25 protein-coding genes and 1 pseudogene are annotated in these 26,083 nt (G+C 70.4%); 6 read left to right on the forward strand and 20 right to left on the reverse strand.

The window, feature by feature from the left end; translation table 11 throughout:
• Window positions 1-15: 15 nt before the first annotated feature.
• From AB3X52_RS00680 to AB3X52_RS00695, 4 genes are read right to left on the reverse strand one after another with little or no spacing between them, the layout of a single operon-like run.
• The gene (locus AB3X52_RS00680) at window positions 16-972 is read right to left on the reverse strand and encodes a catechol 2,3-dioxygenase (protein WP_367990758.1); all 957 of its coding nucleotides are present in this window, start codon (window positions 970-972) and stop codon (window positions 16-18) included.
• A gap of 1 nt (window position 973) precedes the next feature.
• Complete coding sequence (locus AB3X52_RS00685) at window positions 974-2,053, reverse strand: 4-oxalomesaconate tautomerase (protein ID WP_367990761.1); 1,080 nt, start codon at window positions 2,051-2,053, stop codon at window positions 974-976.
• Window positions 2,053-2,760 (reverse strand): 4-carboxy-4-hydroxy-2-oxoadipate aldolase/oxaloacetate decarboxylase, encoded by a 708-nt coding sequence (locus tag AB3X52_RS00690; RefSeq protein ID WP_367990763.1) that lies wholly within the window; start codon window positions 2,758-2,760, stop codon window positions 2,053-2,055. The genes AB3X52_RS00685 and AB3X52_RS00690 overlap by 1 nt, the downstream gene beginning before the upstream one ends.
• A 19-nt stretch (window positions 2,761-2,779) precedes the next feature.
• The gene (locus AB3X52_RS00695) at window positions 2,780-3,508 is read right to left on the reverse strand and encodes a PIG-L deacetylase family protein (protein ID WP_367990765.1); all 729 of its coding nucleotides are present in this window, start codon (window positions 3,506-3,508) and stop codon (window positions 2,780-2,782) included.
• Between the two features lie 231 nt (window positions 3,509-3,739).
• Here AB3X52_RS00695 and AB3X52_RS00700 point away from each other — a divergent pair, with 231 nt between their 5' ends.
• Window positions 3,740-4,393, forward strand: coding sequence for a GntR family transcriptional regulator (locus AB3X52_RS00700; RefSeq protein WP_367990767.1), 654 nt, complete (start codon window positions 3,740-3,742; stop codon window positions 4,391-4,393).
• A 50-nt stretch (window positions 4,394-4,443) separates the two neighbouring features.
• Here AB3X52_RS00700 and AB3X52_RS00705 read toward each other — a convergent pair whose 3' ends face one another.
• From AB3X52_RS00705 to AB3X52_RS00715, 3 genes are all read right to left on the reverse strand, one after another.
• Window positions 4,444-5,709: a Bcr/CflA family efflux MFS transporter gene (locus tag AB3X52_RS00705; RefSeq protein WP_367990769.1), complete on the reverse strand. Its 1,266-nt coding sequence runs from the start codon at window positions 5,707-5,709 to the stop codon at window positions 4,444-4,446.
• A complete protein-coding gene (locus AB3X52_RS00710) occupies window positions 5,706-6,521 on the reverse strand; it encodes a DUF1932 domain-containing protein (RefSeq protein WP_367990771.1) in 816 nt (271 codons plus the stop codon). The genes AB3X52_RS00705 and AB3X52_RS00710 overlap by 4 nt, the downstream gene beginning before the upstream one ends.
• Before the next feature lie 100 nt (window positions 6,522-6,621).
• Complete coding sequence (locus AB3X52_RS00715) at window positions 6,622-7,395, reverse strand: IclR family transcriptional regulator (RefSeq protein WP_367990773.1); 774 nt, start codon at window positions 7,393-7,395, stop codon at window positions 6,622-6,624.
• A gap of 110 nt (window positions 7,396-7,505) precedes the next feature.
• On the opposite strand from AB3X52_RS00715, the gene AB3X52_RS00720 reads away from it, so the two are divergent.
• From AB3X52_RS00720 to AB3X52_RS00735, 4 genes and pseudogenes are all read left to right on the forward strand, one after another.
• On the forward strand, window positions 7,506-8,642 hold the full coding sequence (locus tag AB3X52_RS00720; RefSeq protein WP_367990775.1) for a cupin domain-containing protein: 1,137 nt from the start codon (window positions 7,506-7,508) through the stop codon (window positions 8,640-8,642).
• A complete protein-coding gene (locus AB3X52_RS00725; protein WP_367990777.1) occupies window positions 8,642-9,484 on the forward strand; it encodes a fumarylacetoacetate hydrolase family protein in 843 nt (280 codons plus the stop codon). Before AB3X52_RS00720 ends, AB3X52_RS00725 begins: the two co-directional genes overlap by 1 nt.
• 1 nt (window position 9,485) lies before the next feature.
• The gene (locus tag AB3X52_RS00730; RefSeq protein ID WP_367990779.1) at window positions 9,486-10,112 is read left to right on the forward strand and encodes a maleylpyruvate isomerase family mycothiol-dependent enzyme; all 627 of its coding nucleotides are present in this window, start codon (window positions 9,486-9,488) and stop codon (window positions 10,110-10,112) included.
• A gap of 9 nt (window positions 10,113-10,121) precedes the next feature.
• Window positions 10,122-11,201 (forward strand): annotated as a pseudogene (locus AB3X52_RS00735) (FAD-dependent oxidoreductase); the annotation flags it as partial.
• A 248-nt stretch (window positions 11,202-11,449) separates the two neighbouring features.
• Here AB3X52_RS00735 and AB3X52_RS00740 read toward each other — a convergent pair.
• From AB3X52_RS00740 to AB3X52_RS00800, 13 genes are all read right to left on the reverse strand, one after another.
• Window positions 11,450-11,803, reverse strand: coding sequence for an arsenate reductase family protein (locus tag AB3X52_RS00740; RefSeq protein ID WP_367990781.1), 354 nt, complete (start codon window positions 11,801-11,803; stop codon window positions 11,450-11,452).
• Window positions 11,804-11,849: 46 nt separating this feature from the next.
• Entirely contained in the window at window positions 11,850-12,650 is an 801-nt protein-coding gene (locus tag AB3X52_RS00745; RefSeq protein ID WP_367990783.1) for an alpha/beta hydrolase family protein, read from the reverse strand.
• Window positions 12,651-12,825: 175 nt separating this feature from the next.
• Window positions 12,826-14,550 (reverse strand): CocE/NonD family hydrolase, encoded by a 1,725-nt coding sequence (locus AB3X52_RS00750; protein WP_367990785.1) that lies wholly within the window; start codon window positions 14,548-14,550, stop codon window positions 12,826-12,828.
• Window positions 14,543-15,466: an MBL fold metallo-hydrolase gene (locus tag AB3X52_RS00755; RefSeq protein WP_367990851.1), complete on the reverse strand. Its 924-nt coding sequence runs from the start codon at window positions 15,464-15,466 to the stop codon at window positions 14,543-14,545. The genes AB3X52_RS00750 and AB3X52_RS00755 overlap by 8 nt, the downstream gene beginning before the upstream one ends.
• A 2-nt stretch (window positions 15,467-15,468) precedes the next feature.
• Window positions 15,469-16,362 carry an alpha/beta hydrolase gene (locus AB3X52_RS00760; RefSeq protein ID WP_367990787.1) on the reverse strand — a complete coding sequence of 298 codons (894 nt, stop codon included), beginning with the start codon at window positions 16,360-16,362 and terminating at the stop codon, window positions 15,469-15,471.
• A 6-nt stretch (window positions 16,363-16,368) separates the two neighbouring features.
• Window positions 16,369-17,481, reverse strand: a complete 1,113-nt coding sequence (locus AB3X52_RS00765) for an FAD-dependent oxidoreductase (RefSeq protein ID WP_367990789.1) — start codon at window positions 17,479-17,481, stop codon at window positions 16,369-16,371.
• Between the two features lie 23 nt (window positions 17,482-17,504).
• A complete protein-coding gene (locus AB3X52_RS00770; RefSeq protein WP_367990790.1) occupies window positions 17,505-18,503 on the reverse strand; it encodes a phosphotriesterase family protein in 999 nt (332 codons plus the stop codon).
• A gap of 3 nt (window positions 18,504-18,506) precedes the next feature.
• Complete coding sequence (locus tag AB3X52_RS00775) at window positions 18,507-19,457, reverse strand: phosphotriesterase family protein (RefSeq protein WP_367990791.1); 951 nt, start codon at window positions 19,455-19,457, stop codon at window positions 18,507-18,509.
• Between the two features lie 103 nt (window positions 19,458-19,560).
• Window positions 19,561-20,346: a GntR family transcriptional regulator gene (locus tag AB3X52_RS00780; protein ID WP_367990792.1), complete on the reverse strand. Its 786-nt coding sequence runs from the start codon at window positions 20,344-20,346 to the stop codon at window positions 19,561-19,563.
• A gap of 94 nt (window positions 20,347-20,440) precedes the next feature.
• Window positions 20,441-21,559 (reverse strand): ABC transporter substrate-binding protein, encoded by a 1,119-nt coding sequence (locus AB3X52_RS00785; RefSeq protein WP_367990793.1) that lies wholly within the window; start codon window positions 21,557-21,559, stop codon window positions 20,441-20,443.
• 35 nt (window positions 21,560-21,594) lie between these two features.
• Window positions 21,595-22,458 carry an ABC transporter permease gene (locus AB3X52_RS00790; RefSeq protein ID WP_367990794.1) on the reverse strand — a complete coding sequence of 288 codons (864 nt, stop codon included), beginning with the start codon at window positions 22,456-22,458 and terminating at the stop codon, window positions 21,595-21,597.
• 2 nt (window positions 22,459-22,460) lie between these two features.
• Window positions 22,461-23,279, reverse strand: a complete 819-nt coding sequence (locus tag AB3X52_RS00795; protein WP_367990795.1) for an ABC transporter ATP-binding protein — start codon at window positions 23,277-23,279, stop codon at window positions 22,461-22,463.
• A gap of 269 nt (window positions 23,280-23,548) precedes the next feature.
• Window positions 23,549-25,267, reverse strand: a complete 1,719-nt coding sequence (locus AB3X52_RS00800) for an MFS transporter (RefSeq protein ID WP_367990796.1) — start codon at window positions 25,265-25,267, stop codon at window positions 23,549-23,551.
• Between the two features lie 207 nt (window positions 25,268-25,474).
• Here AB3X52_RS00800 and AB3X52_RS00805 point away from each other — a divergent pair, with 207 nt between their 5' ends.
• A complete protein-coding gene (locus tag AB3X52_RS00805; RefSeq protein WP_367990797.1) occupies window positions 25,475-26,083 on the forward strand; it encodes a TetR/AcrR family transcriptional regulator in 609 nt (202 codons plus the stop codon).

Below are 26,083 nucleotides of genomic sequence, written 5' to 3' on the forward strand. Positions count from 1 at the left end.
ACCTGACGCGGCCGCTCAGGCCTTGGCGACCGGCGGCGTGCCGTGGGTGTGGAAGGTCTCGATGGTCTTCAGACCCCACGCCTGCCCCTTGGCCCGCTCGGCCTCGGTCCAGGTGACGACCTCCCAGTCGGGTGCCATGACGAGCCGGGTGAGCGGGTTGCACAGCTCGATCCGGTTGCCGCCGGGCTCGTAGAGGTAGAGGAAGAACGTCTGCTGGATCGCGTGCTTGTGCGGCCCGGTCTCGATGTGGACCCCGTGGTCGAGGGCCAGGTCGGCGGCGCGCAGGATGTCGTCGCGCGAGTCGGGGGCGAACGCGATGTGGTGCAGGCGACCGGTGGAGCCGGTCCAGTCGGCGGAGTAGACGACGTCGTACGACTTGTGCGTGAAGGTCGTCCACCGGCCCGAGATCTCGCCGGTGTCGAGCTGGATCTGCTCGGTCGGCCGCGCGCCGAGCGCGTTCTCGAGGAAGTCGGTGTTGGCCTTGACGTTCTTGCCGAGGTAGTTGACGTGGTCGAGCCGGCGCACGCCGATGCCACGGTTCGGCTTGGCCTGCGGCTGGTTCTTCAGGCCGGGCTTGAGGTCGTCGGGCGCCTGGTACCACTCGGTCTCGTAGTAGAGCGCGATGTCGTGGCCGTCGGGGTCCTGGGTGAGGTACGTCGGGCCGGTGCCCGCCACCCCGTCGACCCACGAGCCGGACATGCCGAACTCCTCGACCGCCTTCACCCGGCGGGCCAGCGCGTCCTCGCTGGAGGCGCGCAGCGCCATCTTCTTGATCCCCGAGGTCTCGTGGCCGGTGAGGATCAGGCTGGTCTGCTCGTAGTTGTCGAAGGTCCGCAGGAAGACCGAGTCACCCTCCCGCTTCGTCTCGGTCATCCCGAGGATCTCGGTGAAGAACCAGACGGACTCGTCCAGCTTGGGGGTGAGCAGCTCGACGTGGCCGAGGTGGGCGATGTCGCCGAGGGGGTTGGGCATGTCATCTCTCCTGAACGGTGCGTACGGGGCTGGCGGGTCGAGCGGGACCGGGATAGACGGTGCCGTCGAGGATCATCCGAGCGGTGCGTACGACGGCGGTGCGGCTGATCCGGTCGCCCTCCGTCGTGATCTGCAGGTCGAGGAAGCCGGTCGGGTGCTCGACGCGCACGCGTGAGCCCCCGGCGTGGTCCGCGAGGTCGTGCGCCACCGTGCCGGGCAGCGCGGCGGCGGCCGCGATGGAGGCACCACCGAGGACGCCGACGGCCTGGTGCACGCGGACCGGGATGAAGCTGCGGGTCGCGAGGGTGCCACCGGCGGCGGGCGGTGCGACCAGGACGATCTTCGGCACGGTGGTGGCGTCGGGATCGGGGTCGAGCCCCATCAGCGGCAGGGCGGCGAGCCGGATCTCGCGGACCCGCGCGGTGAGCTTGTCGTTCGCCTCGAGCTCGGCCGGCGTCTCGGTGCCGGTGACGCCGAGGTCCTCGGCCCGGACGACGACCGACGGCATCCCGTTGTCGATGAGCGTCGCCTCGACACCGGCAAGCTCGTCGACGAGGTGGCCCGTCGGCAGCAGCGGCGTGTCGCTGGGCTCGACGACGATCTCCACGGGCGCCGCCGTGCCGGGGACGCCGGAGAGCTCGGTGTCGCCGTCGTAGGTCACCGCAGCCCCCGGCGTCTGCACGCGCAGGGTCGCCAGACCGCCGGTGTTGACCATCCGGACCCTCACCTCGGTGACGCCGTCCTCGGCCGCCACGAGACCGCGCTCGAGAGCGAACGGCCCGACCGCGGCGAGGATGTTGCCGCACGTCTGGGCATCGGTGACGACGGGCTGGTCGACGACGACCTGCAGGAAGAGGTAGTCGACGTCGACGCCGTCCTGCGCGGACGGGCTGATCACGCCGACCTTGCTGGTGAGCGGGTGGGCGCCCCCGAGCCCGTCGATCTGGCGGGGGTCGGGGCTGCCCATGACCCGCAGCAGCAGGTCGTCACGCGCGGCCGCGTCGGCGGGCAGGTCGTCGGCGAGGAACAGCGCACCCTTCGACGTACCGCCTCGCATCAAGGCCGCCCGCACGCCTGCCATCAGTACCGGTCTCCTGCCTCCAGGTCGGCGTACGAGACGTACTCGACGCCCAGCTCCTTCAGCGTCTCGCGCAGGCCGTAGCGATCCAACCCGAGTTCCCCCTGCCGGAAGGCGGCGCGTGTCGCCTCCTCCTTCTCGACCCGCGCCTGCGACCTCGCGACGGCGTCGGGGACGTCGAGGCGGGGTACGACGACCACGCCGTCGTCGTCGGCGACGATGACGTCACCGGGGCAGATGCGCTGGCCGGCGATCACGACGGGGAGGTTCACGTGACCGGCCGTGGCCTTGACGGTGCCCTCGGCCGACACGTGGCGCGACCAGGCACCGAAGCCCATCTCGCGCAGCTCCCGGGTGTCGCGGACGGCGGTGTCGCTGACGACCGCGCGGACGCCCCGGTGGGCGAGGGCGGTCGCGAAGAGCTCACCGAACATGCCGTGCGTCGAGGGCGCCGCGGCGGCCACGACGAGAACGTCGCCCTCGCCGCACTGCTCGACGGCCGCGTGGATCATCAGGTTGTCCCCCGGCCAGCACAGCGCGGTGACGACGCTGCCGGCGATGGTCAGGCCCTGCTGGCGGGCGACGATCTGTGGACCGAGACTGCCGACCCGGCCCATCGCCTCGTGGACGGTCGCGACGCCGTACTCCTCCAGCTTCGCGATGTCGGTGGCGTCCGCCCGGGGGACGCCGGTGACGACGAGGTTCCGCATGTCCGCTCCTCCTCCGGCCTCAGGCCAGCCGCTCGGTGACCTGCGGGTAGAAGCGCATGTAGGCCTCGCCGTAGGTGCTGCTCGGGAAGCCCAAGTTGGGGCCGGCGTTGCGCTTGAGCTGGACGCCGCGGCGCTTGCCCAGGTCGGTGTAGTAGTCCCACAGGTGCTGCTGCGCCGACAGGCACTCCATCGCCTTGCGCTTGGTGTCCCAGACCTCGGTGATGTCGAGCAGCACCTCGGGCGTGAAGCCGCACATCTCGGGCTGGTGCGGCTCGAAGGCGAACACCGGCGGCGCGCCGACGACCTCGCCCTCGGCCGGGTAGCCGATCGCCCCGGCCAGCACCCGCGCGTCGAGCGCCATCCGCGCCGCGGCCGGGTGGTCGCCGTTGTAGGGGTCCTCGAGCGTGTGGGTCAGCACGACGGTCGGCTGGGTCGCGCGGTAGAGCTCGATCAGCTGGTGGGTGAGCTCGTCGCTCACCTTCAGGGGGTAGTCGCCGGCGTCGAAGAAGCGTACGTCGGCACCGAGCACCGCCGCGGCGGCCTCGGCCTCCTCGCGGCGGCTGGCCTTGATCTCCTCCAGGCCCTTGCCGGCGCGCCACTCGGCGGCGGACTCGCCGCGCTCGCCGAAGGTCAGACAGGCGATGGTCACCTTCTCGCCGCGGGACGCCGCGAGCGCGATCGCGCCGCCGGCCCGCCAGACGAAGTCGCCCGCGTGGGCGGTGACGACCAGGGTGTGCTCCTCGGTCACGGAGGTCCTCTCTCTGCGCACGTCGGTCGAGCCCCGCGAGCGCCGCGACCTGTCTCGAGCGAGCGAGACGGGTCGAGATGTCGGCGTCGAGACCAACGCGTCCGGGTGATGTGTTCCCACACCGTAACGATCGTCCGACGAAATCGTCAACAATCTTGAGATCAAAAGTCGGCGACACCCGCGCACCACGGGCGCCGTAGGATGCGGCCAGTCACCACGAGAGGGGGGCCGGTGAGCACCGACACGAAGGTCGTCTCGCAGGCAGACGTGGCCACCGCCGTACGCCGCGGCATCCTCGCCGGTGAGCTGGTCGCCGGCCAGCGACTGGTCGAGGCCGAGCTGTCCGAGTCACTGGGCGCGAGCCGCGGCGCCGTCCGCGCGGCACTGATCGACCTCACCCACGAGGGTCTCGTCGAGCGGATCGCCAACCGCGGCGCCCGGGTGCGCGTGGTCAGCGTCGAGGAGGCGCTCCACATCACCGAGGTCCGCATGGCCGTCGAGGGGCTCTGCGGCGCCAAGGCCGCCGAGCGGATCACCGACCAGGAGATCTCCGCGCTGCGGGCGCTCGGACAGGAGATGACCGAGGCGGTGGAGAACGGCGACGTCGTCGGCTACTCCCAACTCAACCAGCGGCTCCACGAGTCCGTCATCGCGATCGCGGCCCAGCCGGTCGCGGCCGAGGTGCTGAGCCGGCTGCGGGCCCGCAACGTGCGCCACCAGTTCAGGCTCGCCTTCCGGGCCGGCCGTCCGCAGGTCTCGCTCCCCCAGCACCTCGCGATCATCGAGGGCGTCTGCGCTCGCGACCCCCAGGCCGCCGAGGCCGCCGTCCGCGCCCACCTCGGCTCCGTCCTCGAGGCGCTGGCCGAGAGCGACGCGCCCGCGTAGGGCGCGGCTCCGGACGCCCTGCGCCCGAATCCGTCTGGCCCGAATCCGTTTCAGACGGACGCGTCGACCGCGACGCGCTGGAAGGACCGCTCGAGGTCCGGGTGGCGCCGGACGTAGCCGCGGGTGAGCACGAAGACGCCGAGCGCGCAGGCCGCGGAGCAGAGCATGACGAGCGCGAAGGGCACGGCGGTGTCGTCCCCCTTGAGGCCGCCGAGCGGCGAGACCACGCCGGCGAAGAGGAACGTCAGGCCGCCGACGACCGCGCTGCCGGCTCCGGCCACGTCGCGGCTCTGCTCGATGGCCAGGGTCTGGACGTTGCCGATCACGAAGCCGACCGCGGTGACGATGAAGAAGAGCGGCACGATCAGCAGCCACTTGGTCACGTCGGCGGAGGCGATCAGCAGCAGGAACACCGCACCGACGACGATGACCGGCAACGCCCGCGACACCGTGCGCGCCGGGTGCACCTGGTGGCGCGCGAGCCTTGCCGAGGCCGCGCCGCCCGCCATCAGACCGACCGCGTTGAACGCGAACAGCAGGCCGTAGCCGAGCCCGCTGGTCCCGATGACGCTCTGGTAGACGAACGACGAGGAGGAGATGTAGGCCATCATCGCGCCGAACGCGAACATCGAGGTGACGGTGTAGCCGAGGTAGGCGGGCCGGGCGAGGAGGCGCCCGATGTAGGCGTACTGCACCCGCGGCGTGCGCCGCGACGCCGGCAGCGACTCCCGGATCACGAGCACGATCCCCACCAGCTGGACGAAGTAGACCGCCACGATGATCCCGAGCACGCCCCGCCACGGGACATGACCGGCCAGGGCACCGCCGACGACCGGAGCCGCGATGGGCGCGAGCCCGTTGATCGTCAGCATCAAGGACATGGCCCGGGCGGCGGCGTACCCCTCGAGCAGGTCGGCGATCACCGCCCGGCAGATGACGATGCCGGCGGCCCCGGCGAGCGCCTGGACGAAGCGGGCGGCGATGAGGATGCCGATCGTCGGGGCGAGCGCGGCGCCGGCCGCCGCGATCGTGCCGATGGTGGCGCCGATCAGGAGGGGGCGCAGGCGGCCGTACCGATCCGAGATCGGCCCCCAGGCGACCTGGCCGACGCCGAGGCCGAGCAGGAAGCCGGTGAGCGTGAGCTGCACCGTGGAGGCGTCGGTGTGCAGCGAGGACCGCACCTCGGGGAACGACGCGAGGTAGAAGTCGACGGACAGCGGCGCGGTCGCCGCCAGGAGGGCGAGCACGAGGAGGAGGCGTACGCCGAGCCCGCGCGCCGCGCCGACCGCCGTCCCCTCGACCGCGGGGGCGCTCACGCGCGACCCTCCCCGGTCCCGGCAGCCTCGGTGGTCTCAGCAGCGTCGACGACCTCGCCTGCGAGCTGCTCGAGCCAGTCACGGCTGGCGGCGGAGACCCGCGACGGGACGCCGAGGCCGTCGAGCATCTCGACCGCCGCAGCCATCTCGTGCGACCGGCGTACGGCGTGACGCCGGCTGCCGTCGACGAGCCGGTCGACCGTGGCGGCGGTGGCGCGCTCGAGCTCGCGCGCGATCTCGGCGCGCGTCTCGATCTCCAGCCCGGCGGCCCGGGCCGCCTCCAGGCTCTCGACCACCGCGGCGGCGAGGCCCTTGAAGAAGACGCTGCGCAGCAGCTTGCGGCCCGCCGCCTCACCGGCCGGACCGTCGACGACCGTGACGGTCGCACCGACCACGGTGAGCAGCTCGGCCGCGCGCCCGGCCGCCGGGCCGCTCGCGACCATCGGCACCCTGATCCCCAGCCCGGGCACCGTCGACATCAGCGCCACGTCTGCGAACAGCGCGCCGTCGGGCAGGGCGGCGGCGATCTCGCGCTTGCGCGCCGGCGAGGAGGTGTTGGCGTCGACGTACACGGTGGACGGCGCCAGCCCTGTGCCCGCCCGGGTGGCGGCGGTGACGGCGTCGGCGGCGCTGTTGGCGCTGATCACCAGGTCGGCGCCGGTCACGGCGTCCGCCTCGTCGCGGCAGTCGAGCGCGCCGTCGGGCGCGGTCACCTTCGGGTCATAGGCGCGCAGGGTGACCCCCGCGGCGAGGAGGTCGGCCGCGAAGGCCGACCCGGCCTCGCCGAGGCCGAGCAGGGCAACAGTCGTCATGGTTCTCAACCTAGAGAGCCGGGCCACGTGTCGCTGCCCCTGCTTCGTCTGATGGATGCCTTCCTCGGCTCGGACCGGCTGCGGCGGTCACCGCATCGGCTCATCCTCCGCCGAGGTCCGCCTCGAGTGCACGCGCGGCCATCGAGAGGGTGGCGACGAGCAGGCGCAGCTGCTGGCGGTCGTAGCGCACGCTCGGGATCGACACCGAGATGCCGGCCAGTGCGGTCCCGTCGGTGTCGCGGACCGGGACGCCGACGGCGACGACACCGCGCTCGGAACGGCCCTGGTTGACCGCGAAACCGTTGCGCCTGATGGTGGCGAGCTCCCTGCGGAGCGCCTCGAGGTCGGGACGGTCCGCCGGATGGTCGGCATAGCGCTCGGGGGCATAGACCGCCTCGAGCTCGTCGTCGGGCAGCTCGGCGAGGAGCAGCAGGCCCGCCGTCGTACGGTGAGCGGGGAAGACCATCCCCTCGCGCGAGGTGACCCGGAGCGTCTGGCCAGACTCGATGCTGGCGATGAAGCGCGCGGTGTCGCCGGTGCGCACGGTCAGGTTGGCCGACTCGTCCAGGAGGTCGACGAGCCGGCGCAGGTGGGGAAGCGCCGCGGACCGCAGCCGCGAGGCCGCCGACCGGGAGTGGGTGGCGAGCTCGAGGACCGGCCCGGCGCGGTAGACCTTGTCGTCGTCCTGGACGGCGAAGTCGCGGTAGACGAGCATGGCGAGGAGACGGTGGGCCGTCGACCGCGCGACCCCGAGCCGTTCGGCCGCCTCGCTCACGGTGAGCGCACCCTCGAGCTGGAGGATCGTCGCGATCCGCAGCGCATGGTCGACACTGGTGATCGCGTACGCCGGAGGCGTCTTCAACTGGTTGGCCATCCGACTCCGTCCTCCACGGGGATCCGCCCGGACCGGCGGTCCCGCCCAGCATGTTCTGCAGAACAGAATTGTCTGTTCTGCAGCTCGTGATGGGAGTCACTCTAGACCACATGAGCACTGTCGACACCCCCGTGCGGCTCCAGGCGGTCTCGGCGCCTGACCAGCCCGACGTCACCCCGGCCCTCGAGTCCCTCTACCGCGGCTTCGAGGAGGAGCTGCTCATCCCGCTGTGGACGGAGATCGGCGACCTGATGCCGGCCCACCCCCGCTCGCGCGCGCTGCCGCACGTGTGGAAGTGGGAGAACCTCCTCAAGCTGGCCGAGCAGGCCGGCGAGCTCGTCCCCGTCGGCCGCGGCGGCGAGCGCCGCGCGATCGCGCTGGCCAACCCCGGCCTCGGCGGTCGTCCGTTCGCGACCCCGACCCTGTGGGCCGCGATCCAGTACCTCATGCCGGGTGAGGACGCCCCCGAGCACCGCCACACCCAGCACGCCTTCCGCTTCGTCGTCGAGGGCTCGGGCGTGTGGACGGTTGTCGGCGGCGACCCCGTTCCGATGAACCGCGGCGACTTCCTCCCCCAGGCGGGCTGGAACTGGCATGCCCACCACAACGCCACCTCCGAGCCGATGGCGTGGATCGACGGCCTCGACATCCCGTTCCAGTACACCAACGAGGCGCAGTTCTTCGAGTTCGGTCGCGACGAGATCAGCGACGCCGAGCGGACCACGCCGGAGCGCTCCCGCTCCGAGCAGCTCTGGGGCCACCCGGGCCTGCGCCCCGTGTCGGCCACCGCGGGCGCCCCCGGCAGCCCGCTGCTCAGCTACAAGTGGTCGTTCACCGACGCGGCGCTGAACGACCAGCTCGCGCTCGAGAAGGCCGGGTACGCCGGCACCGTCGAGCCCGGCCACGCCGCGGTCCGCTACACCAACCCGGCGACTGCGGGCGACGTGCTGCCGACCATCCGGACCGAGTTCCACCGCATCGTCCGCGGCGCGGAGACCGCGCCCGTCCGTGAGACCGGCTCCTCCGTCTACCAGGTCTTCGACGGCGCCGGCACCGTCACTGTCGGCGACAAGTCCTGGTCCGTCACCCGCGGCGACCTGTTCGTCGTGCCGTCGTGGGAGCCGTTCTCCGCGAAGTCCGAGGCCGGCGCGTCCGACTCCGACTCCGGCGCCCTCGACCTGTTCCGCTTCTCCGACGCGCCCGTCTTCGAGGCGCTCCAGCTCAACCGAATCCAGAAGGACGCCTGATGACCAAGCTCGCCACCATCCGCCTGACCGACGCGAACGCGGCCGAGGGCACCCGTGCCGTCAAGCTCGAGAACGACCGGCTGGTCGACCTCGGCTACGCCGACCTCGGCGCCTACCTCGCCGCGGGCTCCCCCGCGGCTCCGGCCGACGCCGCGACCTACCCGGTCGAGGGCGCCGACTTCGCGCCGGTCGTCCCGAACCCGTCGAAGGTCGTCTGCGTGGGGCTCAACTACAAGAGCCACATCGAGGAGATGGGTCGCGACCTGCCGGAGTACCCGGTGCTGTTCGCGAAGTTCGCCGACACCCTCGCCGGCGCGAACGACGACATCGTCAAGCCTGCCGAGACCGAGCAGTTCGACTGGGAGTGCGAGCTGACCATCGTCGTCGGCAAGACGGTCCGTCACGCGAGCGCCGAGGAGGCCGCGGACGCGATCGCCGGGTTCACCGCCGCCAACGACTACTCGGTGCGCGACTGGCAGTTCCGCACCCGCGAGTGGCTGCAGGGCAAGATGTGGGACTCCTCGACGCCCGTGGGCCCCTACGTCGTCACCCCGGACGAGCTGCCCGGCGGCGTACGCCCCGAGCTCGACACCAAGCTCACCGTCGACGGCGTCGTGAAGCAGACCGCGAACACCTCCGACCTGCTCTTCGACCCGGTGCACCTGGTGGAGTACGTCTCCACGATCGTCACCCTGCGCCCGGGCGACCTCATCCTCACCGGCACCAACGGCGGCGTGGGCCACGCCCGCAAGCCGCAGGAGTTCCTGTGGGGCGGCGAGACCGTCGAGATCACCATCGACGGCATCGGCACCCTCACCAACGCGATCGTCAAGGACGCCTGAGGTGGCTGACCGCTCGTTTGACGACGCGCGCCGCTGGATGCGCGACGGCACGAAGCTCCTGCTGGAGGCCGTCGCCGACCTGGGTGCGGCGGAGCTCGCCGCACCCAGTCTCCTGCCCGGCTGGAGCCGCGCACACGTGGTCTCCCACGTCGCCGCGAACGCGGACGCGCTCGGCAACCTCGTGCACTGGGCGCGCACCGGCGAGGAGACCCCGATGTATGCCTCCGCCGAGGAGCGCGCCGCCGGCATCGAGCGCGGCACGCAGCTCTCCGCCGAGGAACTGCTCGGCTGGCTGAGGACCGGCGCCGAGGCGCTCGAGGAGGCCATGGCGGCGCTGACCGACGTGCAGTGGCAGCACCCGGTCGTGACCGCCCAGGGCCGCACCGTCCCTGCGACCGAGACGCCGTGGATGCGGTCCCGCGAAGTCTGCGTCCACGTCGTCGACCTCGCCACCGGCGTGAGGTTCGGCGACCTGCCGACCGACTTCCTCGAGGCGCTGGTCGCGGAGATCAGCGCCAAGCGGGAGCTGACCTCACTCCCCGACGGCCCGCTCCCCGAGGTCGCCGCCTGGCTGGCCGGCCGCCCCCACTCGCTGTCCGACGCGCCCGAGCTCGGGCCCTGGCTCTAGGAGAAAGACATGAGCGACCAGAAGACCGACGTCATCGTCGTCGGCGGCGGCATCGGCGGTCTCGCCGCGGCCTTCGCCCTGAGCCGCGAGGGCCTCACGGTCCGCCTGCTCGAGCGGGCCCCGGAGTTCGGCGAGGTCGGCGCCGGCCTGCAGATCGCGCCCAACTGCACCCGCATCCTCGACGAGTACGGCCTGCTGGACGAGGTGAAGAGCCTCGGCGTCCTGCCCGACGACATGATCATGTTCGACGGGCTCGACGGCACCGACGGGCACGCCGCCGAGCTCACCCGCCTCGACCTGCGTGACCTGGAGAAGCGCTACGGCTTCCCGTACGTCGTGATCCACCGCTCCGACCTGCATGCGGTGCTGCTGCGCGCCTGCCAGCGCGCGGGCGTCGAGCTGGTCAACAACGCCACCGCGGTCTCCTACGAGAACGAGTCGACGCAGGGTGGCCAGCAGGCCACGGTGGTCCTCGAGGACGGCACCCGACACACCGCACCGGTGATCATCGCCGCCGAGGGCATCCACTCCCCCGCGCGCTACCAGTTCGTCGGCGACGCGCCGGTGTCGTCGTCGTACGTCGCCTATCGCGGCGCCATCCCGATCGAGGACGCCCGCGAGAACGCCATCCACGAGAAGGCGGTCGTGGTCTACCTCGGCGACAACAACCACTTCGTGCAGTACGCCCTGCGCGGTGGCGAGATGTTCAACCAGGTCGCCGTCTTCGAGTCGCCCAAGGCGCTCGCCGGCGAGGAGGACTGGGGCACGCCGGACGAGCTGGACGCGTCGTTCGACAACGTGGTCAAGGACGTCCAGGACGGCTTGAAGTTCATGTGGCGCGACCGCTGGTGGCGGATGTATGACCGTGAGCCGATCCCGAACTGGATCTTCGGTCGCGTCGCCCTGCTCGGTGACTCCGCGCACGCGCCGCTGCAGTACATCGCCCAGGGCGCGATCATGGCGATCGAGGACGGCTGGGCGCTGGCCAAGCACGTCGCCCGGAACACGAGTGTCGGCACCGACGGCGCGAAGGAGATCGACTGGGACACCGCGCTCGCGGCCTACAGCGCCGTGCGCACGCAGCACACGGAGCGCGTCCTCGCGACCTCGCGCGAGTGGGGCAAGCTGTGGCACCACCCGATCGGCGAGAAGCGCGAGCAGCGCAACGTCATCCTGAAGGCCCGCGACGTCTACGACTACTCGTTCGTCGACTGGCTCTACGGCCCGACCGCGCTCGTCCCCGAGGACGAGCCGGCGATGTTCACCACCATTCCGCTCTCCTCGGCCGAGGTGACCCCCGCGCCGGCTCTGTGTCTCTCCGGGTCTGCGTGGTCACCTCACAGCACCGAGCGCACGGCCTCGTCCGTCCGCGCCACGACCGTCGTGCCGTCGTCGGCGGTGATGATCGGCCGCTGGATCAGCTTCGGATGCCGAGTGAGCGCCTCGATCCACCGGTCGCGGTGGTCGGCGTCGCGGGGCCAGGTCGTGAGCTCCAGCTCCTTCGCCACCGGCTCACCGGTCCGGGTGATGTCCCACGGCTCGAGCCCGAGCCGGTCGAGCACGGCGCGCAGCTCCTCCACCGTGGGTGGCTCGTCGAGGTAGCGGCGGACGGTGTAGGTCGCGCCCTCCTCGTCGAGGATGGACAGCGCCGTACGGCACTTCGAGCAGGCGGGGTTGATCCAGATCTCCATGATGAGGAGATCATGCCCGCCTCGGCTCGGGGTCGCATTGCTGCGGTCAGGCCGTCGCGAGCTCGCGTCGCGCAGCGGCGGCCGCCAGGTAGGGCCCGGCCCAGGCGCTGATCACCTTCGCGGCCCGCTGCGCGCGGCCGGGCCGGGTGAGGAGGTGGTCGGCCTCCTCCAGGGAGACGAAGCTGCGCGGGTGGTGTGCGGCGCCGAAGATCCGGCCGGCGTGCGCGATGTCGACGGTCTCGTCCACCGGCGAGTGCAGGACGAGCAGCGGGCGATCAAGCGCCGTCACGCTATCGAGCACCCGTGCCCGTCGTACGTCGTCGACGAACTGCCTGGTGAGGCGCAGCGTCCGGCCACCGACCGTCCAGCTCGCCTCCCCTTCGGCGAGCACACGGTCGAGCAGCGGCGCGAAGTGCTTCTGGACGTGGCTGGGGTCGCTCGGCGCCGCCATGGTCGCCACCGCGCCGACCGCCGGATGTCGGCGCCCCGCCGCGATCGCGGCCGCACCGCCCCAGGAGTGGCCGACCAGCAGCACCGGCGACGACGCCCGCTCCGCCATCACCTCGACCGCCCGGAGCGTGTCGGCCACCTTGACCGTGAAGGAGCCGTCGCCCCAGTCGCCGCCGGAGTCGCCCAGTCCGAGCGCATCGAAGCGAAGCATGCCGATCCCCTTGGCGGCCAGCTGGCGGCAGGTGCGGGCCGCCGCCGGCGAGTCCTTGCCGAGGGTGAAGCCGTGCACGAAGACGCCCCAGCCGCGGACCGGCCCCACCGGGTGATCGATGACGCCGGCGAGCTGCGGGCCGGTCGAGCTCGCGAACCGGACGGGTTCAGACCTACGGGTGTTCACACCACGACTATGGCCGAACCCAGATGTGAACCGAGCAAAACCTTCCTCACCGCTTCACTTGTGCGGGCCTTCACAATCCGGCCGCGGAGGCAGCTCGGCGAGAGATTGGTGACGCCCCCGGCCGCGTCCTCTCGGGGGACGCGACCGGGGGCGTGGTCGGAGGGGCGGGTGGCCGTCAGACGCGCGTGACGAACGGCAGCACGAGCCGGGAGGGGTGTTGGGCGTCGCGGTAGATCTTGTGCGTCGTCGGGCGCCCGATGGGCAGGTGGAACGAGTCGGGCGGCAGCAGCGCGTTGTGCTCGTCCTGCATCGGCTCGTTCGCCGACAGCTCGACCACGAGACGGTGGCCCGGGAGGATCGTCGCCGCGAACGGGTAGATGCGCAGCACGTACTCGTTGATCTCGCCCGGCACGACCGGCACCTTGCGGGTGTGCGGGTGGATCGGGCTGCCCTCGGTCGTCCTCTCCGGGTCGAGCTCGCGCTGGCTGGCCTTGAGGTACGCGGTGCTGACGAGCTGGCGCTTGCCGTTCGGCGCGTAGTCCCAGAAGCGGGCGACGAAGTTCGTGTCGTCCTGGTCGATCTCGGCGAACAGGTGGAACGCGCCGGTGCCGATCAGCTCCATCGGCTCCTCGAGCACCGGAGTCGACCAGGTGAGCATCGCGATCTGGTCGGTCGTGATGATCGGGGCCTGGAAGTACCCCTCGTAGCCGGCGACGTCGGCCCCGAAGCGCTCCGGTTCGGTCGACAGCTTCTGGCGTCCGCGCAGGTAGAGCGATTTGTACTCGACGTCCTTGGGCGGCCAGGTCTCGGCCGTGACGTACTCGCGGGTGCCCTCGACGAAGACCTCGACGGCGGGCTCGGTGTCCACACCGTTGTCGATGCCCTTGAGCCACTTGTCGTACCAGCGGAACATCTCATCGTGGTCCTCGACCCAGGGGCGGGACTGCATCGGGGGGTAGGGGCCGATGGTGAGCTTCTTGCTCTTCGCCGGGATGTTGAGGAACGTCTCGATCGTCGAGTCGAGTGTCCAGCCGCGCCCCTGCTCCATCTTGAGCCAGACCGGGATGTCGATGTTCTTGGCGAGGTTGACGGGGTTGCGCTCCTCGTACCACTCGCCGTCGAGGTCGTTGGTGACGATGTCGAACCAGGCCTCGTGATGGACCGGGTAGTGCAGCGTGTGGACGAGGTTCGGCCAGGCCTGGACGTCCGGGTCGGCGAGCCGCTCGGCGACCTTGGCCTTGAGCTCCTCGGGCGAGTAGGTCTCCAGCATCCGCGACTTGATCCGGTCGGTGAACGCCCAGCCGGAGTCGCCGCCTCGACCCTCCCGCGCAGCGCGCGGCATGAACCACATGACGCCACCGTGATAGGTCGTCTCATAGAAGTCGTAGTGGCCGCCGGAGACGAAGATCGCCTTCAGCGACGGCGGCCGCTCGGCGGCGGCGAGCACCTGCATCGACCCGAAGTAGGAGATGCCGATCATGCCGACGTTGCCGTCGCACCACGGCTGCGCCGCCACCCACTCGATGAAGTCGTAGGCGTCCTCACCGAGCGGCACACCACCGGCGTTGTAGTTGCCGATGTGCTCGCCCTCAGAGCCGCCCGAGCCGCGCAGGTCGCCGATGACGTGGACGTAGCCGTTCTCGACGACGCGGGCGATGTCGCCGGCCTCGATGCAGCCGTCCCAGAGCGGAGAGGGACGGCGCTGGGGCGGGATGGTCAGCGCGAGGGCCTGCAGTTCCTTGCCGTACGGCGACAGCGCGACGAGCGCCGGCCGCGGCGTCGCGAAGTCTTCGGCGTAGGCGTCACCGACGAGCTTGACGCCGTCGCGCATCGGGATCTCGAGGTCCTTGTGCACCTCGATGGCGCGACCGCCGGCGTCGATGGAGCGGATGTCAGCCATGGTTCTCCTGTCTCGTGCGATAGCCGTGCATCGTCGTGAAGAACGGCGACGGCTCGAGCGTGGGGTCGCCGGTGTAGCCGACCTTCTCGGCGACAGCAGCGAAGGGTGAGTACGGCGAGCCGGTCTCGACCGGGGTGTAGCCGTCGAGGGCCGCGCGGATCTCGGCCTCGCGCGCGAGGCTGCCCTCGAGCGCCTCCCGGGCGCCGGCGGCGTCGAGCGCCACCGGGAACGGGGTTCCGTCGGCGCGGCGGTAGGGATGCCCGAGATAGAGGTGCGCGGGGGCCAGGGCGAGGACCTTCTCCAGCGACGCGCGGTAGGCGTCCGGGTCCTCAAAGCCCGGGAAGCCGCTGGCCGCGCCGTAGCACTGGGCGGCGTCTCCGATGAAGACGTCGGGGCCACCGGGGCCGTCCTCGACGACGTAGGCGACCGCGCCCGCGGTGTGCCCCGGGATCGCGACGACCCGGACGCGGACCCCGCCGAGGTCCAGCAGGTCACCGTCCGCAACGGTCACGTGCGGCTCCATCTCGCCGGAGATCGCCTCGAGCACCTCCGCACCCTTCGCCGCCTCCAGGGCCGCCGCGTCGACGTAGGGACCACGCAGGTCGAGCGCCTCGTCGACGTGGGCCTGCCGGGAGCGCAGGAAGTGGGCGTCGGTCTCGGAGATCACGACCTTCGCCTGTCGGCCGGTGGCCTCCCACAGGGCGTGAGCGCCGCCGACGTGGTCGATGTGGCCGTGGGTGAGCAGGATCCACTTCACGTCCTCGATCCGGCGGCCCAGCTTCTCCAGCTCGGCCGGGACGCCGGCCGCGGACGCAGTGACACCGGTGTCGACGATCGCCAGCTCCGGCGCGTCGATGAGGAAGCTGAACAGCGCGAACCGGCCCCACGGGGCAGCGATCGGGTGGACGTCGACCATCGTCACGCCCCCTTCAGGAAGGCGGCCGTCTCACCGAAGACTGCGCCGAACTCGGGCAGCCAGCTGAAGTGCTGGACGAAGCCGTGAGCCGCCCCGGCGACGCGGGTGACGGTGACGTCGACGCCGGCGGCCTTCAGCTTCTCACCGTAGAGCTCGCCCTCGTCGCGCAGCGGGTCCATCTCGGCGGTGACGATCAGGGTCCTCGGCAGACCGGAGAGGTCCTCGCGCAGGATCGGGCTCACCCGCGGGTCGGTCGGGTCAGCGCTTCGCAGATAGAACGAGTTGAACGGCAGGAGGCCGGCGGTGGTGAGGCCGTTGCCCTCGGCGTTCTCCTTCAGCGACGGGTAGCGGCCGGATTCGATCGACTCGGCGAACCGCAGGTCGAGCGAGGGGTAGTAGAGCACCTGGTGGCTCAGGCCGGGCAGACCCGCGTCGGTGACCAGGCCCGCGACCGCGGCGGCGTAGGTGCCCCCCGAGGAGTCTCCGGCCACCGCGACGGTGCGGCCGGCGTCGAGGAGGTGCTTCACCACGGCGAAGCAGTCGTCGAGGCCCGCCGGGAAGGGGTGCTCCGGGGCCAGCCGGTAGCCCACCGACACGACCTGCCGCCCGGTCGCGTCGGCCAGCGAGCGCGCGATGTGGTCGTGGGTGTTGAGGCTGCCCAGGAAGAACGCGCCGCCGTGGAGGTAGACGAGAACATCGTCGCTGGCGTCGGCCGGCGTGTAGACGCGCACCGGCACGCCGGCGTACGACGTGTCCTCGACCGAATCGATCGGCAGCCGCTCCTCGAGCGGAGCGACCTGGGACTCCTCGAAGCCCCGCATCGCCACCGGGTCGAGCTCGGCCGGCGGAGGCGGGAGCGTCGCGAGGATCTCGGCGACCTTGGGGTGGAGAGGCATCGGCGCTCAGCCCTGAGCGGCGGCCATCGTGGCCGGCTTCTGGCCGGGGAAGACGTCGTTGACCTCGTCCTCGTTCCAGCCCTGGCGGGAGATCCGCTGCAGCTCGTCGGTGACCGGCTTGCGCTTCGCGGTGTAGGCCGCCAGCGCCTCCGGCACCGAGGCAGCCTCGGTCAGCGCGTCGGCGATGGCGCCGGCGTCGAGGATGGCGGAGTTGGCGCCCTGGCCCTGGTGGTGACACATCGCGTGCGCCGCGTCGCCGAGCAGCACCACGGAGTCGCTGTGCCAGACCTCGACCGGATCGATGTCGTAGACCGCGCGCATGTTGACCGCCGAGACGTCGAGGCGCTTGGTGATGTTGACGATCCGCTCGTCGAAGCCCTTGACCGTGTTGACGATGTAGTCGAGGTCGACCTGCGGCGCCCAGGTGCTGTCGGCGTCGAGGGCGGTGATGTCGAAGGAGACCTGGCCACGGGAGAGCAGCGGGAGGAGGTAGACCTTGGTGCCGTGGCCGAGGTACATCCGCAGCTTGCCGTCGGCGACCATCTCCAGGCACTCCGGGTCGTCGATGACGACCCGGTAGGCGTGCTCGCCGGCGAAGACCGGCTGCTGGTCGGAGAAGAGCTGCTCGCGAACGACCGACTTGATGCCGTCGGCGCCGATCACCAGGTCGGCGGTGGCGGTCTCGCCGTTGGCGAACTCCAAGGTGGCGTTGGCGCCGTTGTCGGTGATCTTCTCCAGGCGGTGGCCGAGCTTGACCATGCCCTCGGGCAGGACGCTGTAGAGGGCGTCGATGAAGTCACCGCGGTGGATCAGGTGGGTGGTGACGCCGAAGACGTCGGCCTCGGGCCAGGTCTCCTCGGCGATCGGGTGGGCGTCGGCGGTGAGGATCTCGAAGGACTCCGACGGGTTCGAGACACCGGCGACGGCGTCGAAGGCCCCCCACCGGCGGAACTGGTCCATCGACGAAGGCCGCAGGCCGATGCCGGCGCCGACCTCCTTGATCTCGCTCGCCTGCTCGTAGACGGTGACGTTCGCGCCGGCGACGGAGAGCGCCTTGGCCGCGGCGAGACCGCCGTAGCCGCCGCCCACGATGGCGATGGTGAGGTTCGATGAGTCCATGGTCGTCTCTCTCGGTAAGGCCGTCAGGCGGTGGCCGCGGCGCGGGTCTGGGTGGAATGGGGCTGCATGGTGAGGAAGTCGGCGGGAAGCTCGACGAAGATCCGGTGGATCGTGGCCTCGTCGACGCCGTTCTCACGCAGCGCGGGGAAGAGCGTCTCGAAGAGGTAGTTGACGGTGTGGCCCTTGACGCCGGGCCAGCCCAGCGGGCTGCAGTTGGCGTCGGCCGAGGCGAGGACGCTGTCGACGAGACCGTCACGGAGGTAGCCGAGGAAGTGCTCGAGCCGCTCCTGGCGGGGGCGGCCCCAGAACGGCGGGTCGGGCAGCTCGAGGTCATAGCCGAAGGTGTCGAAGCCGATCCGGCCACCCTGCTCGGCGATCCAGCGGTCGCGCACCTTGCCCTGGCTGACGCCGTCGTCGGCGTGCCCGAAGAGGACCCGGTCGAGCGGGAGGCCCTCCTCAGCGAAGATCTCGACCGCCGGCTCGGCGTCGACCGCGAGGTGGGTGAAGATCGGGACGCCGGTCTCGAGCGCGGCCCGAGCGGCAGCGCGGTAGATGCGGAGGTCGAGCTCCTTCATCTTGAAGCCGCGGCTCACGCCGACCTTGATGATGCCGGCCTTGCCGCCGGTGTTGCCGATGCCGACGGTGATCTCGTGGATGAACTGCGCGGTGAGGTAGTCGACGCTGGCGCGCTCGAAGAACGGCAGCGCGGTGTCGCCGCCGACGAAACCGGTCGAGGCGACGATGTGGACACCGGTCTTCTCCGAGAGCGACTGGTAGTAGTTCACGTCGCGCCCGTTGCAGATGCCGGTCGCGTCGACGAACGTGGCGCCGCCGTAGGACAGCGTGTTCTCGTGGAACTTCCGCAGCTTCGGGACGGTCTCCTCGTAGCGCTGCTCCGGCGTCTTCCACCAGGTGGTGTCGAGCTCGGAGCCCGGCATGCCGTAGCCGATGTGCTCGTGGATGGCGACGAAGCCGAGCTCCTCGGGTGCGATCGGGCCGAGGACGGTGTTGATGGTGGTCATGGCTCAGGCCTCCTTCACGGCGAGCAGGGCGGCAGGGTTGGCGGTGAGGAGGCGCGGCGCGAGCTCGGCCGGCACCGCGGACACCAGGGCGTCGTACGACGTCTCGGGCATCTCACCCTCGTCGTAGCCGAACGCGAGGGCGGCGCCGCCGGTGGCGACGAGCGTGTTGTCGGCGCCGCCCGCCTGGGCGAACGCCACGCCGGCAGCGACATCGGTGAAGACGACGTACGCGCCCTTGCCGGCAACCTCGCCGGCCTTGTCACCGGCGTTGACGACGGCGATCCGATCGGCCGCCAGCCCCTCGTCCAGGGCGACGGCGAGCTCGGCGACAGGGTCACTGCCGGCACGGAAGGTGAGCGCGACACCGGTCTGCTTCGCGGCACGGGCACAGCCGCGCAGCTGGCTCTCGTCCGTCGGCGTCATACCGTCGGCGGTGATCGCGGTGGCGATCAGGCCCGCGGAACCACGGCGCTCGACGCGCGGCACGACCATGCCCTCGGTGACCTCGGCCGCGTAGAGCGCGGCGAACTTCTCCGCAGGCCACGGCGTGGGCGGGTTGGTCTGCGGGGTGAGGAAGTAGCCACCGAGCATGCCCTCCTCCATCTGGCCCGCCGAGGCGACGATGTGGACGCCGGTGGCGCGGGAGAGGGCCTCGAGGAGCGGGACGTCGCGGCCGGCGAACATGCCACCGGCGTCGACCACGGCCCCGCCACCGGCCGCCTTGAAGGCCCGCAGCTTGTCGGCGATCGCACGGAAGATGACGGCGCGGTCCATCTCGATGTCATGGGCGTACTGCGCGCCGGGGAGCACCGCGAGCAGTGCCTCGTGGACGGCGACGACGCCCAGCTCAGCGGCCGGCACGGGGCCCAGCACGGTGTTCACGGTGTTGCTCTTGACGGTCATGCCTGCCTCACGGGTCGGGAAGGGCGCGACGCACCCTGTGGCGGTGGTCACAGTAATCCTACGGTTTACACAATGTCAAGCAAACAGACGTTGTGGTTGTAACCCATTCGATCTGTTCGTCGCCCTAGCCGCCCGCGACAGCTCGCGGCCGACGTCAGTGCTGGGTGGTGAAGCGGAACTTGAACTGGTCCGGCCGGTGGACGTTCAGGCGCCAGCCGCTGAGGCGCCCCTCGCGCGTGTAGAAGATCGACTCGACGTCGAGGACCGGCGTTCCATCAGCGACCCCGAGCAGCTCAGCGACCTCAGCGGCAGCTGCGGTGGCCCATGCCTCGTGCTGCACTCGCGCCACGACGATCCCGAACTCGCGCTCGAGAAGAGAGAAGGCGGAGCCGCTCTCCTCGAGCTCGGCCACGCTCGGGCGGAACTCTCGAGGCGCCCGCAGCCAGATCTCCCCGCAGGCCAGCGGCTCGGTGTCGACCGAGATGAGCCGGGTGAAGTGCAGCACCTGCTCGTCGTCTGCGAGCTTGAACCTGTCCGCCTGGTCAGCCGTCGGCGTCACCCACTGGACGCCCCACACCCTGGAGACGGGATCCAGGCCAGTCTCACGCAGGTACGCCACGAGACCACCCGGACGGACGGTGTCCGGGCGATGGACCTCGCGACTGAGGCCCGCCACCGGGAACGTGCCCCTGGCACGCTCCCGGTAGACGTAGCCCTCAGCTGCCAGCTCCTTGAGCGCCTGACGCACGGGCGCACGACTGACACCGAACCGGTGGATGAGCTCTTCCTCTGTCATCGGCTCGTCTCCGGGCCGCGCGCCCGACAGGATCTCGTCGCAGAGGATGTCCTTGATCTGCCGGTAGAGCGGAACGCCCGAGGAGCGGTCGAGCGACCTTGCGGTGGGAGTGGTGGTCGAGCCGAGGGGCGATGCAGTGGTCATGGAGTAGGCCTCATCCGAGTCGGGGACGGCGGTCGGCAGACAGGTCATGGGTCGGCTGGCCCGGGCGCGCCGACCCTGACCACAGCGTGCCGGATCAGTCCTTCCAGGCGTCAGCCTGCTTCTTCACAGCGGCCGCGTCGAAGTCGTTCGCCGTCGCGAGGAGCGAGTTGTCGTAGAGCTTGGCCGGATCCGCGACCTTGCCCTTCAGACCGAGGTAGTCGATGTACGCCGCCCAACGGTCCGGCGCGAGGTAGCCCCACTGACCGTTGACGCCCTTCTTGAACTGTTCCACCGTCGCGAGCAGTGCGTCCTTGGCCTGGGCCATCGCCTGGTCGTCAGGAACGTTCTTCGGCTTGCTGGCCGGGTACTTCTCCCAGTTCATCCTGACCGCCGCCTCAGGGTTCTCCTGGGCGAAGATCGCAGCCTTCATGTACGCGCGCAGGTACTTGCCGTACGCATCCATCTGGGCGGGACTGGCGTCACGACGAACGATGAAGCCGGCGGCGAAGATCTTGGCGACGGCCGGAGGGAGTGGAAGCTTGCGCACGGTGATTCCGCTCGCCGCCGCGGACTGGTCGATCTCGGAGTTGTTCGCCACGACAGCGTCGACCGCACCCTTGCTCATCTGCTCCATCGCCGCCGTGACCGGCATGGTGACCGGTGACAACGCCTGGCCGTCACCGCCGTCGGCGGTGACGTTGGCGCGAGCGAAGGTCTCGAACGGCGCGCCGAGCGCGCTCATGCTGACCTTCTTGCCTGCGAGCTGCTTCGCGGAGGTGATGGGCGAGTCGTCCGGGACGACGATGCTGAAGCTGGGCGCCTGGTAGGGCGTGAAGATCCAGGTGAGACCGTTGTCCTTGCCGCTCGCGGCCGGGACGATGAGCGTGTCGGGCGCCGCGTTCACGATGTCGGCCCGGCCGGCCGACACGAGGCCCACGGCCGCGGAGGGCTGGCCTGCCAGCGAGACCACCTTGACGTTGATGCCCTCCTCCTTGAAGTAGCCCAGCTTCTCGCCGAGCCAGTTCGGGATGGCGCCCGGCGTCCCGTCCGGGAAGGGCGTCGCCAAGGTGATGGTGGTGACGTTCGAGCCGCCGCCCCCGGACGCGGTGTCAGCACCGGCGCCGCAGGCAGAGGCGCTGAGCCCGAGCGTCAGCGCGGCCGCGCCCATGGCGGTGGTGCGGAGGAGCCGCCGTCGGGAGAGTGCAGTAGTCATCGGATGAAGCCCTTTCATGAGATGCGTGGGAGAGATCAGTGGCCGCGGCGCCGGCTCTCGGCCGACCAGAAGACGAGGCGCTTGCGCAGGGTGACGAGGACCAGCACGAGGACCCAGCCCATGACGCCGAGGAGCACCATGACGGCGAAGATGCTGGCGGTGTCGAGGACCTGCTGCATCTGCACGATGAGGACACCGAGTCCCGCCGTCCCGGAGAGGAACTCAGCGACGATCGTGGCCGTCATCGCTTGGACAAGGGAGATCTCAAGGCCGGTGAACAGATACGGCAGGGAGTTGGGCAGCACGAGCTTGCTGAACCGCTGCCACGGCGAGGATCCGAGCGAGCGCATCACGTCGAGGCGCTCGGGCTCGACGGACTTGAATCCGGCCAGGCCTGCGACGAGGACCGGGAAGAAGGTAACCAGCGAGACGAGCATGATCTTCGACTCCGAGCCGAAGCCGAACCAGATGATGAAGAGCGGGGCGACGGCGATCTTCGGCACCGACTGGAACGCGACCACGATGGGGTGCACGATGCGCTCGAGGAGGCGGATCTGAGAGAAGACCAGCGCGAGTACGAGCCCGACCGCCGCGCCGAGGCCGAAGCCGGCGAGGATCTCCACCAGCGTGACGCGCGCGTGGTAGAGGTAGCCCGCGGGGTTGGTCGGGCTCGTGGACAGTCCGTCGACCAGGGCCTCCCACACCGCCTTCGGCGTCGGCAGGATCACGGAGCGCACGTCGAAGAGCGCGACGTACGCCGCCCAGGCCGCGATGACGAGGATGACCACCGCGGGGATCCCGATGATCTCGGGGAGCGAGCTGCGCCACTCGAACCGCTTCTCGGCCGTGCGCGTCGGCACCGGTGCGGTCGGGACCGTCGGACGGATATCGATCGCCATGGTCAGTCTCCCGTCTTCGCGCCGAGCAGCTGGCGGAGGTGGTCGGCGGCCTGGCTGAACTCGGCCGTGGCCATCAGGTCGAGCGTCCGTGGGCGCGGCAGCGCGACCTCGTGCACCTCGGCGATGCGACCCGGACGCGCCGCCATGACGACGACTCGGTCGGCAAGGAAGAGCGCCTCATTGACGCTGTGGGTCACGAAGACGACCGTCTTCTTGGTCGATTCCCAGACCCGGAGCAGCTCCAGGCCCATGGACTCGCGGGTCAGGGCGTCGAGGGCACCGAACGGCTCGTCCATGAGCAGGATCTTCGGGTCGTGGAGCAGGGCGCGGGCGATGCCGGCACGCTGCTGCATGCCCCCGGAGAGCTCGTAGGGATACAGGTGCGTCGCATGCCCGAGACCGACAGTCTCGAGCAGCTCTTTCCCGCGCTCCTCGGCAGCCTTCTTCGGCAGCTTGAGCACCTCGGCCGGCAGCGTGACGTTGCGGAGCACGCTGCGCCACGGGAACAGCGCCGGCTGCTGGAAGACCATGCCGACCAGCGGGCTCGGTCCGCTCACGGGCTCGCCGTCGATGCGCGTCTCACCACTCGTCGGGCTCGCGAGGCCTCCGATGATCCGCATCAGCGTGCTCTTGCCGCACCCTGAAGGGCCAAGCACGGAGACGAACTCACCGTCGCGGATCTGGAGGTTGACGTCGTCGAGGGCGACCACCTCGCCGCCGGACTGCGTCCGGAACACCTGGCGGACGTGACCGAGGTCGATGAAGGGATCGGGATTTCGCACCGCGGCCGTCACGGCCTCGGGGTGCAGATCTGCAGGCATGGGGGTCCTCGTGGGGGCTCGGCCACCGCGTTCCCGGCAAGGCCGCAGCGGCGATAGATCGGTTCGCTCCGGGCCAGCGGTTCCAGAGATGACTGCACTGTGTCCGGCGTCACATCATACTATTATTTTGTTATACTTTTTGCACGGTCCGAAACCCTCCTTTCCCGCCCGGATTCCCGTTGCGCTCCGCCCCGCCGTCGTACCAACCCACGAGCCCGGCTCGCGACGGTGCGCGGGCCGGGCTCGTTCTTGGGTTGAGGGGCGGGCTCTCAGACCGGTGCGACGTCCTCGGCGACGCCGGCCACCTCGTGGAGCACGTCGGTGCCGAGCTCGACGGCCTCGGCCGAGGCACTCTTGGCGCCGGCCAGACCAACCACGCAGAGCACCGCTGATCCGAGGGCGCAGATCGCGGCCGCCAGGAAGGTCACGTTGAACGCGTGCGACAGCGAGCTGAACGCCAGGTCGTGCAGAGCGAAGGGCATGTCGACGAACGGCTTGCCGGTCTTCGGGTCGGTCAGCACCGGCACCGAGTTGACCGCGACCGAGCCGCCACCCTGAGCGAGGCCGTGCAGGGCGCCCATCACCGACTCCGTCGGCACATGCGGATCGAGCGGCTGGCCGAGGACGGTGAAGCCCTGCTGCCCGGCCTTGTCGAGCGCGGCATCGAGTCCGGCGTCGAGCTTGCGGTTCGCGATCGAGTTGTAGATCGCGCCACCCAGGACCGGGCCGAGCGCGAAGCCGAAGTCGCGCAGCAGATTGGTCGTCGCCGACGCCATTCCGGCCAGGCGCAGCGGGACCGAGTTGATCGCGACCGCGGTGATCGACCCGACCGTCAGGGCGAACCCGATGCCGTTGAGGATCATCGGCACGATGAACTTCACGAACGCGGCGTCATGCGGGGCACCGTGCGCGTCGAGGAACGAGTGCGCGTCGAAGCGCGAGGCCCAGAAGCCGGCCGCGCCGATGCAGAGGAAGCCGAGCGTCAGCACCCACTGCGGGCTCACCGAGTGGATCAGCTTGGCGACCAGAGGGACCAGCAGCAGCGCGGGGATCTGGATGACGAGGAAGAGGAGGCCGATGTAGACCGCCCCGATGTGGATGACGGTGCCGAGGAACATGGTCATGGAGAAGCAGATCGCCAGGTAGGCGAACATGCCGATGATCGCGACGATGCCGGTGATCGCGAACGAGCGGTTGGCGAACAGGTTGAGGTGCACCAGCGGCGAGGCGGTCCGCAGCTCGATCGCGACGAAGGCAGCCAGGAACACCGCGGCGATGACGAAGCCGACGACGATGTCCCTCTGCCCGTAGCCGCCCTGAGAGCCCTCGGTCAGGGCCCAGACGAGCGCGAGCAGACCGATGACGAGCGTGACCTGACCCGGCAGGTCGAGCGTGCGCCCTTCGGGCGCCGAGGAGTTCGTGGCCTTGAGCGCGACGATGATGGCTACGACCGCGAGCGCGACCGGGATCCAGAACGAGTCCTTCCAGTGGCCGTTCTCCGCGAGCGACCCGGCGGCGATCGGCGAGACCGCCGCGCCGATGGAGAGGAAGCCGGCCCACAGCGCGATCGACCGTGCGCGGGTCACCGCATCCGGGGCGAGCGCCGCGATCATCGTCAGTGAGATCGGATAGAGCGCGCCCGCACCGATGCCGGCGATCGCCTGCCCGGTCCACAGGGCATGCACGTTGCTGGCACCCGCCAGGGTGATCACCTCGCCCAGGATCAGCAGCCCCAGGCCACCGAGCAGCAGCTGCTTGCGGCCGAAGATGTCACCGACCACCCCGAAGGTGAGCTCGAAGATCACCATCGCCGCGGCGAAGGACGCGCTCACCCAGGTGAGCTGGGATCCGGAGATCCCGAGGTCGAGCTGGATGGTCCCCAAGACGGAGGCCGGCAGCGAGTACGCCACCTGGGCCACGAAGACGCCGAGGCAACCGGCGATCAGAGTCGGGATGTAGCCGCCACCCCGGACTTGGGCGTCACTCATCGAGTGCTCCTTGTGTCTGTGTCGGGCTGTCGCGCGCCTGCCCCGGGTCGGGTACAGCGAAGAACCAGCCGTTGATCGGCGTGATGACCGTCACGCGAATGCGGTGAACCGTGTCACACGACTTACAGCCTGTCAAGTGATTGTCCGCTCCGTATGTGATTCGGATCGCGCGTCCGATCTGCGAAGGCGCCGCCGTAGAGTGCTCCCATGGCAAGCCTCAGGGAGCAGCAGAAGCAGATGACCCGACAGCTCCTCGTGGACGCCGGCCTCGAGCTGTTCACGACGAAGGGGTACGCCGCCACGACCGTCGACGACATCGCGACCGCCGCCGGAACGACCCGCGTGACCTTCTATGCCTACTTCCCCTCGCGCGGAGAGCTGATGAAGGCACTGATCGACGAGCGCCTCAACGAGGCGCTGCAGCGCGACCGGTCGGCCGAGCACGGCTCGACCGCGCAGGACCTGGTCGCCACCATCACCGAAGGCACCCGGGAGGCGATCGAGGCGTGGATCCGGCGCACCTCGGAGTCGTGGCCGCAGATCCATCCGATCATCCGGATCGGACGCGACGCCGCCGCGATCGAGCCCGAGCTGTCCAAGCTCGTCGAGGGCTGGCTCGAAGAGGCGATCGGCGACATCGAGGACGGCCTCACCAAGGCGGACAGGTTCGCGCCTCACCAGCGCCATTTCCGCGGCGTCCTGGCGATGGCCCAGCTCGACTACGTCGCCCAGAACTGGGGCGAGTCCGACTGGAAGCTCACCCGCGACCAGATGCTCGACGAGCTCGCCGCGAGCTGGACCCAACTCCTGACCTGA

Source organism: Nocardioides eburneus (genome assembly GCF_040838215.1).
In the GTDB taxonomy this organism is placed as follows: domain Bacteria; phylum Actinomycetota; class Actinomycetes; order Propionibacteriales; family Nocardioidaceae; genus Nocardioides; species Nocardioides eburneus.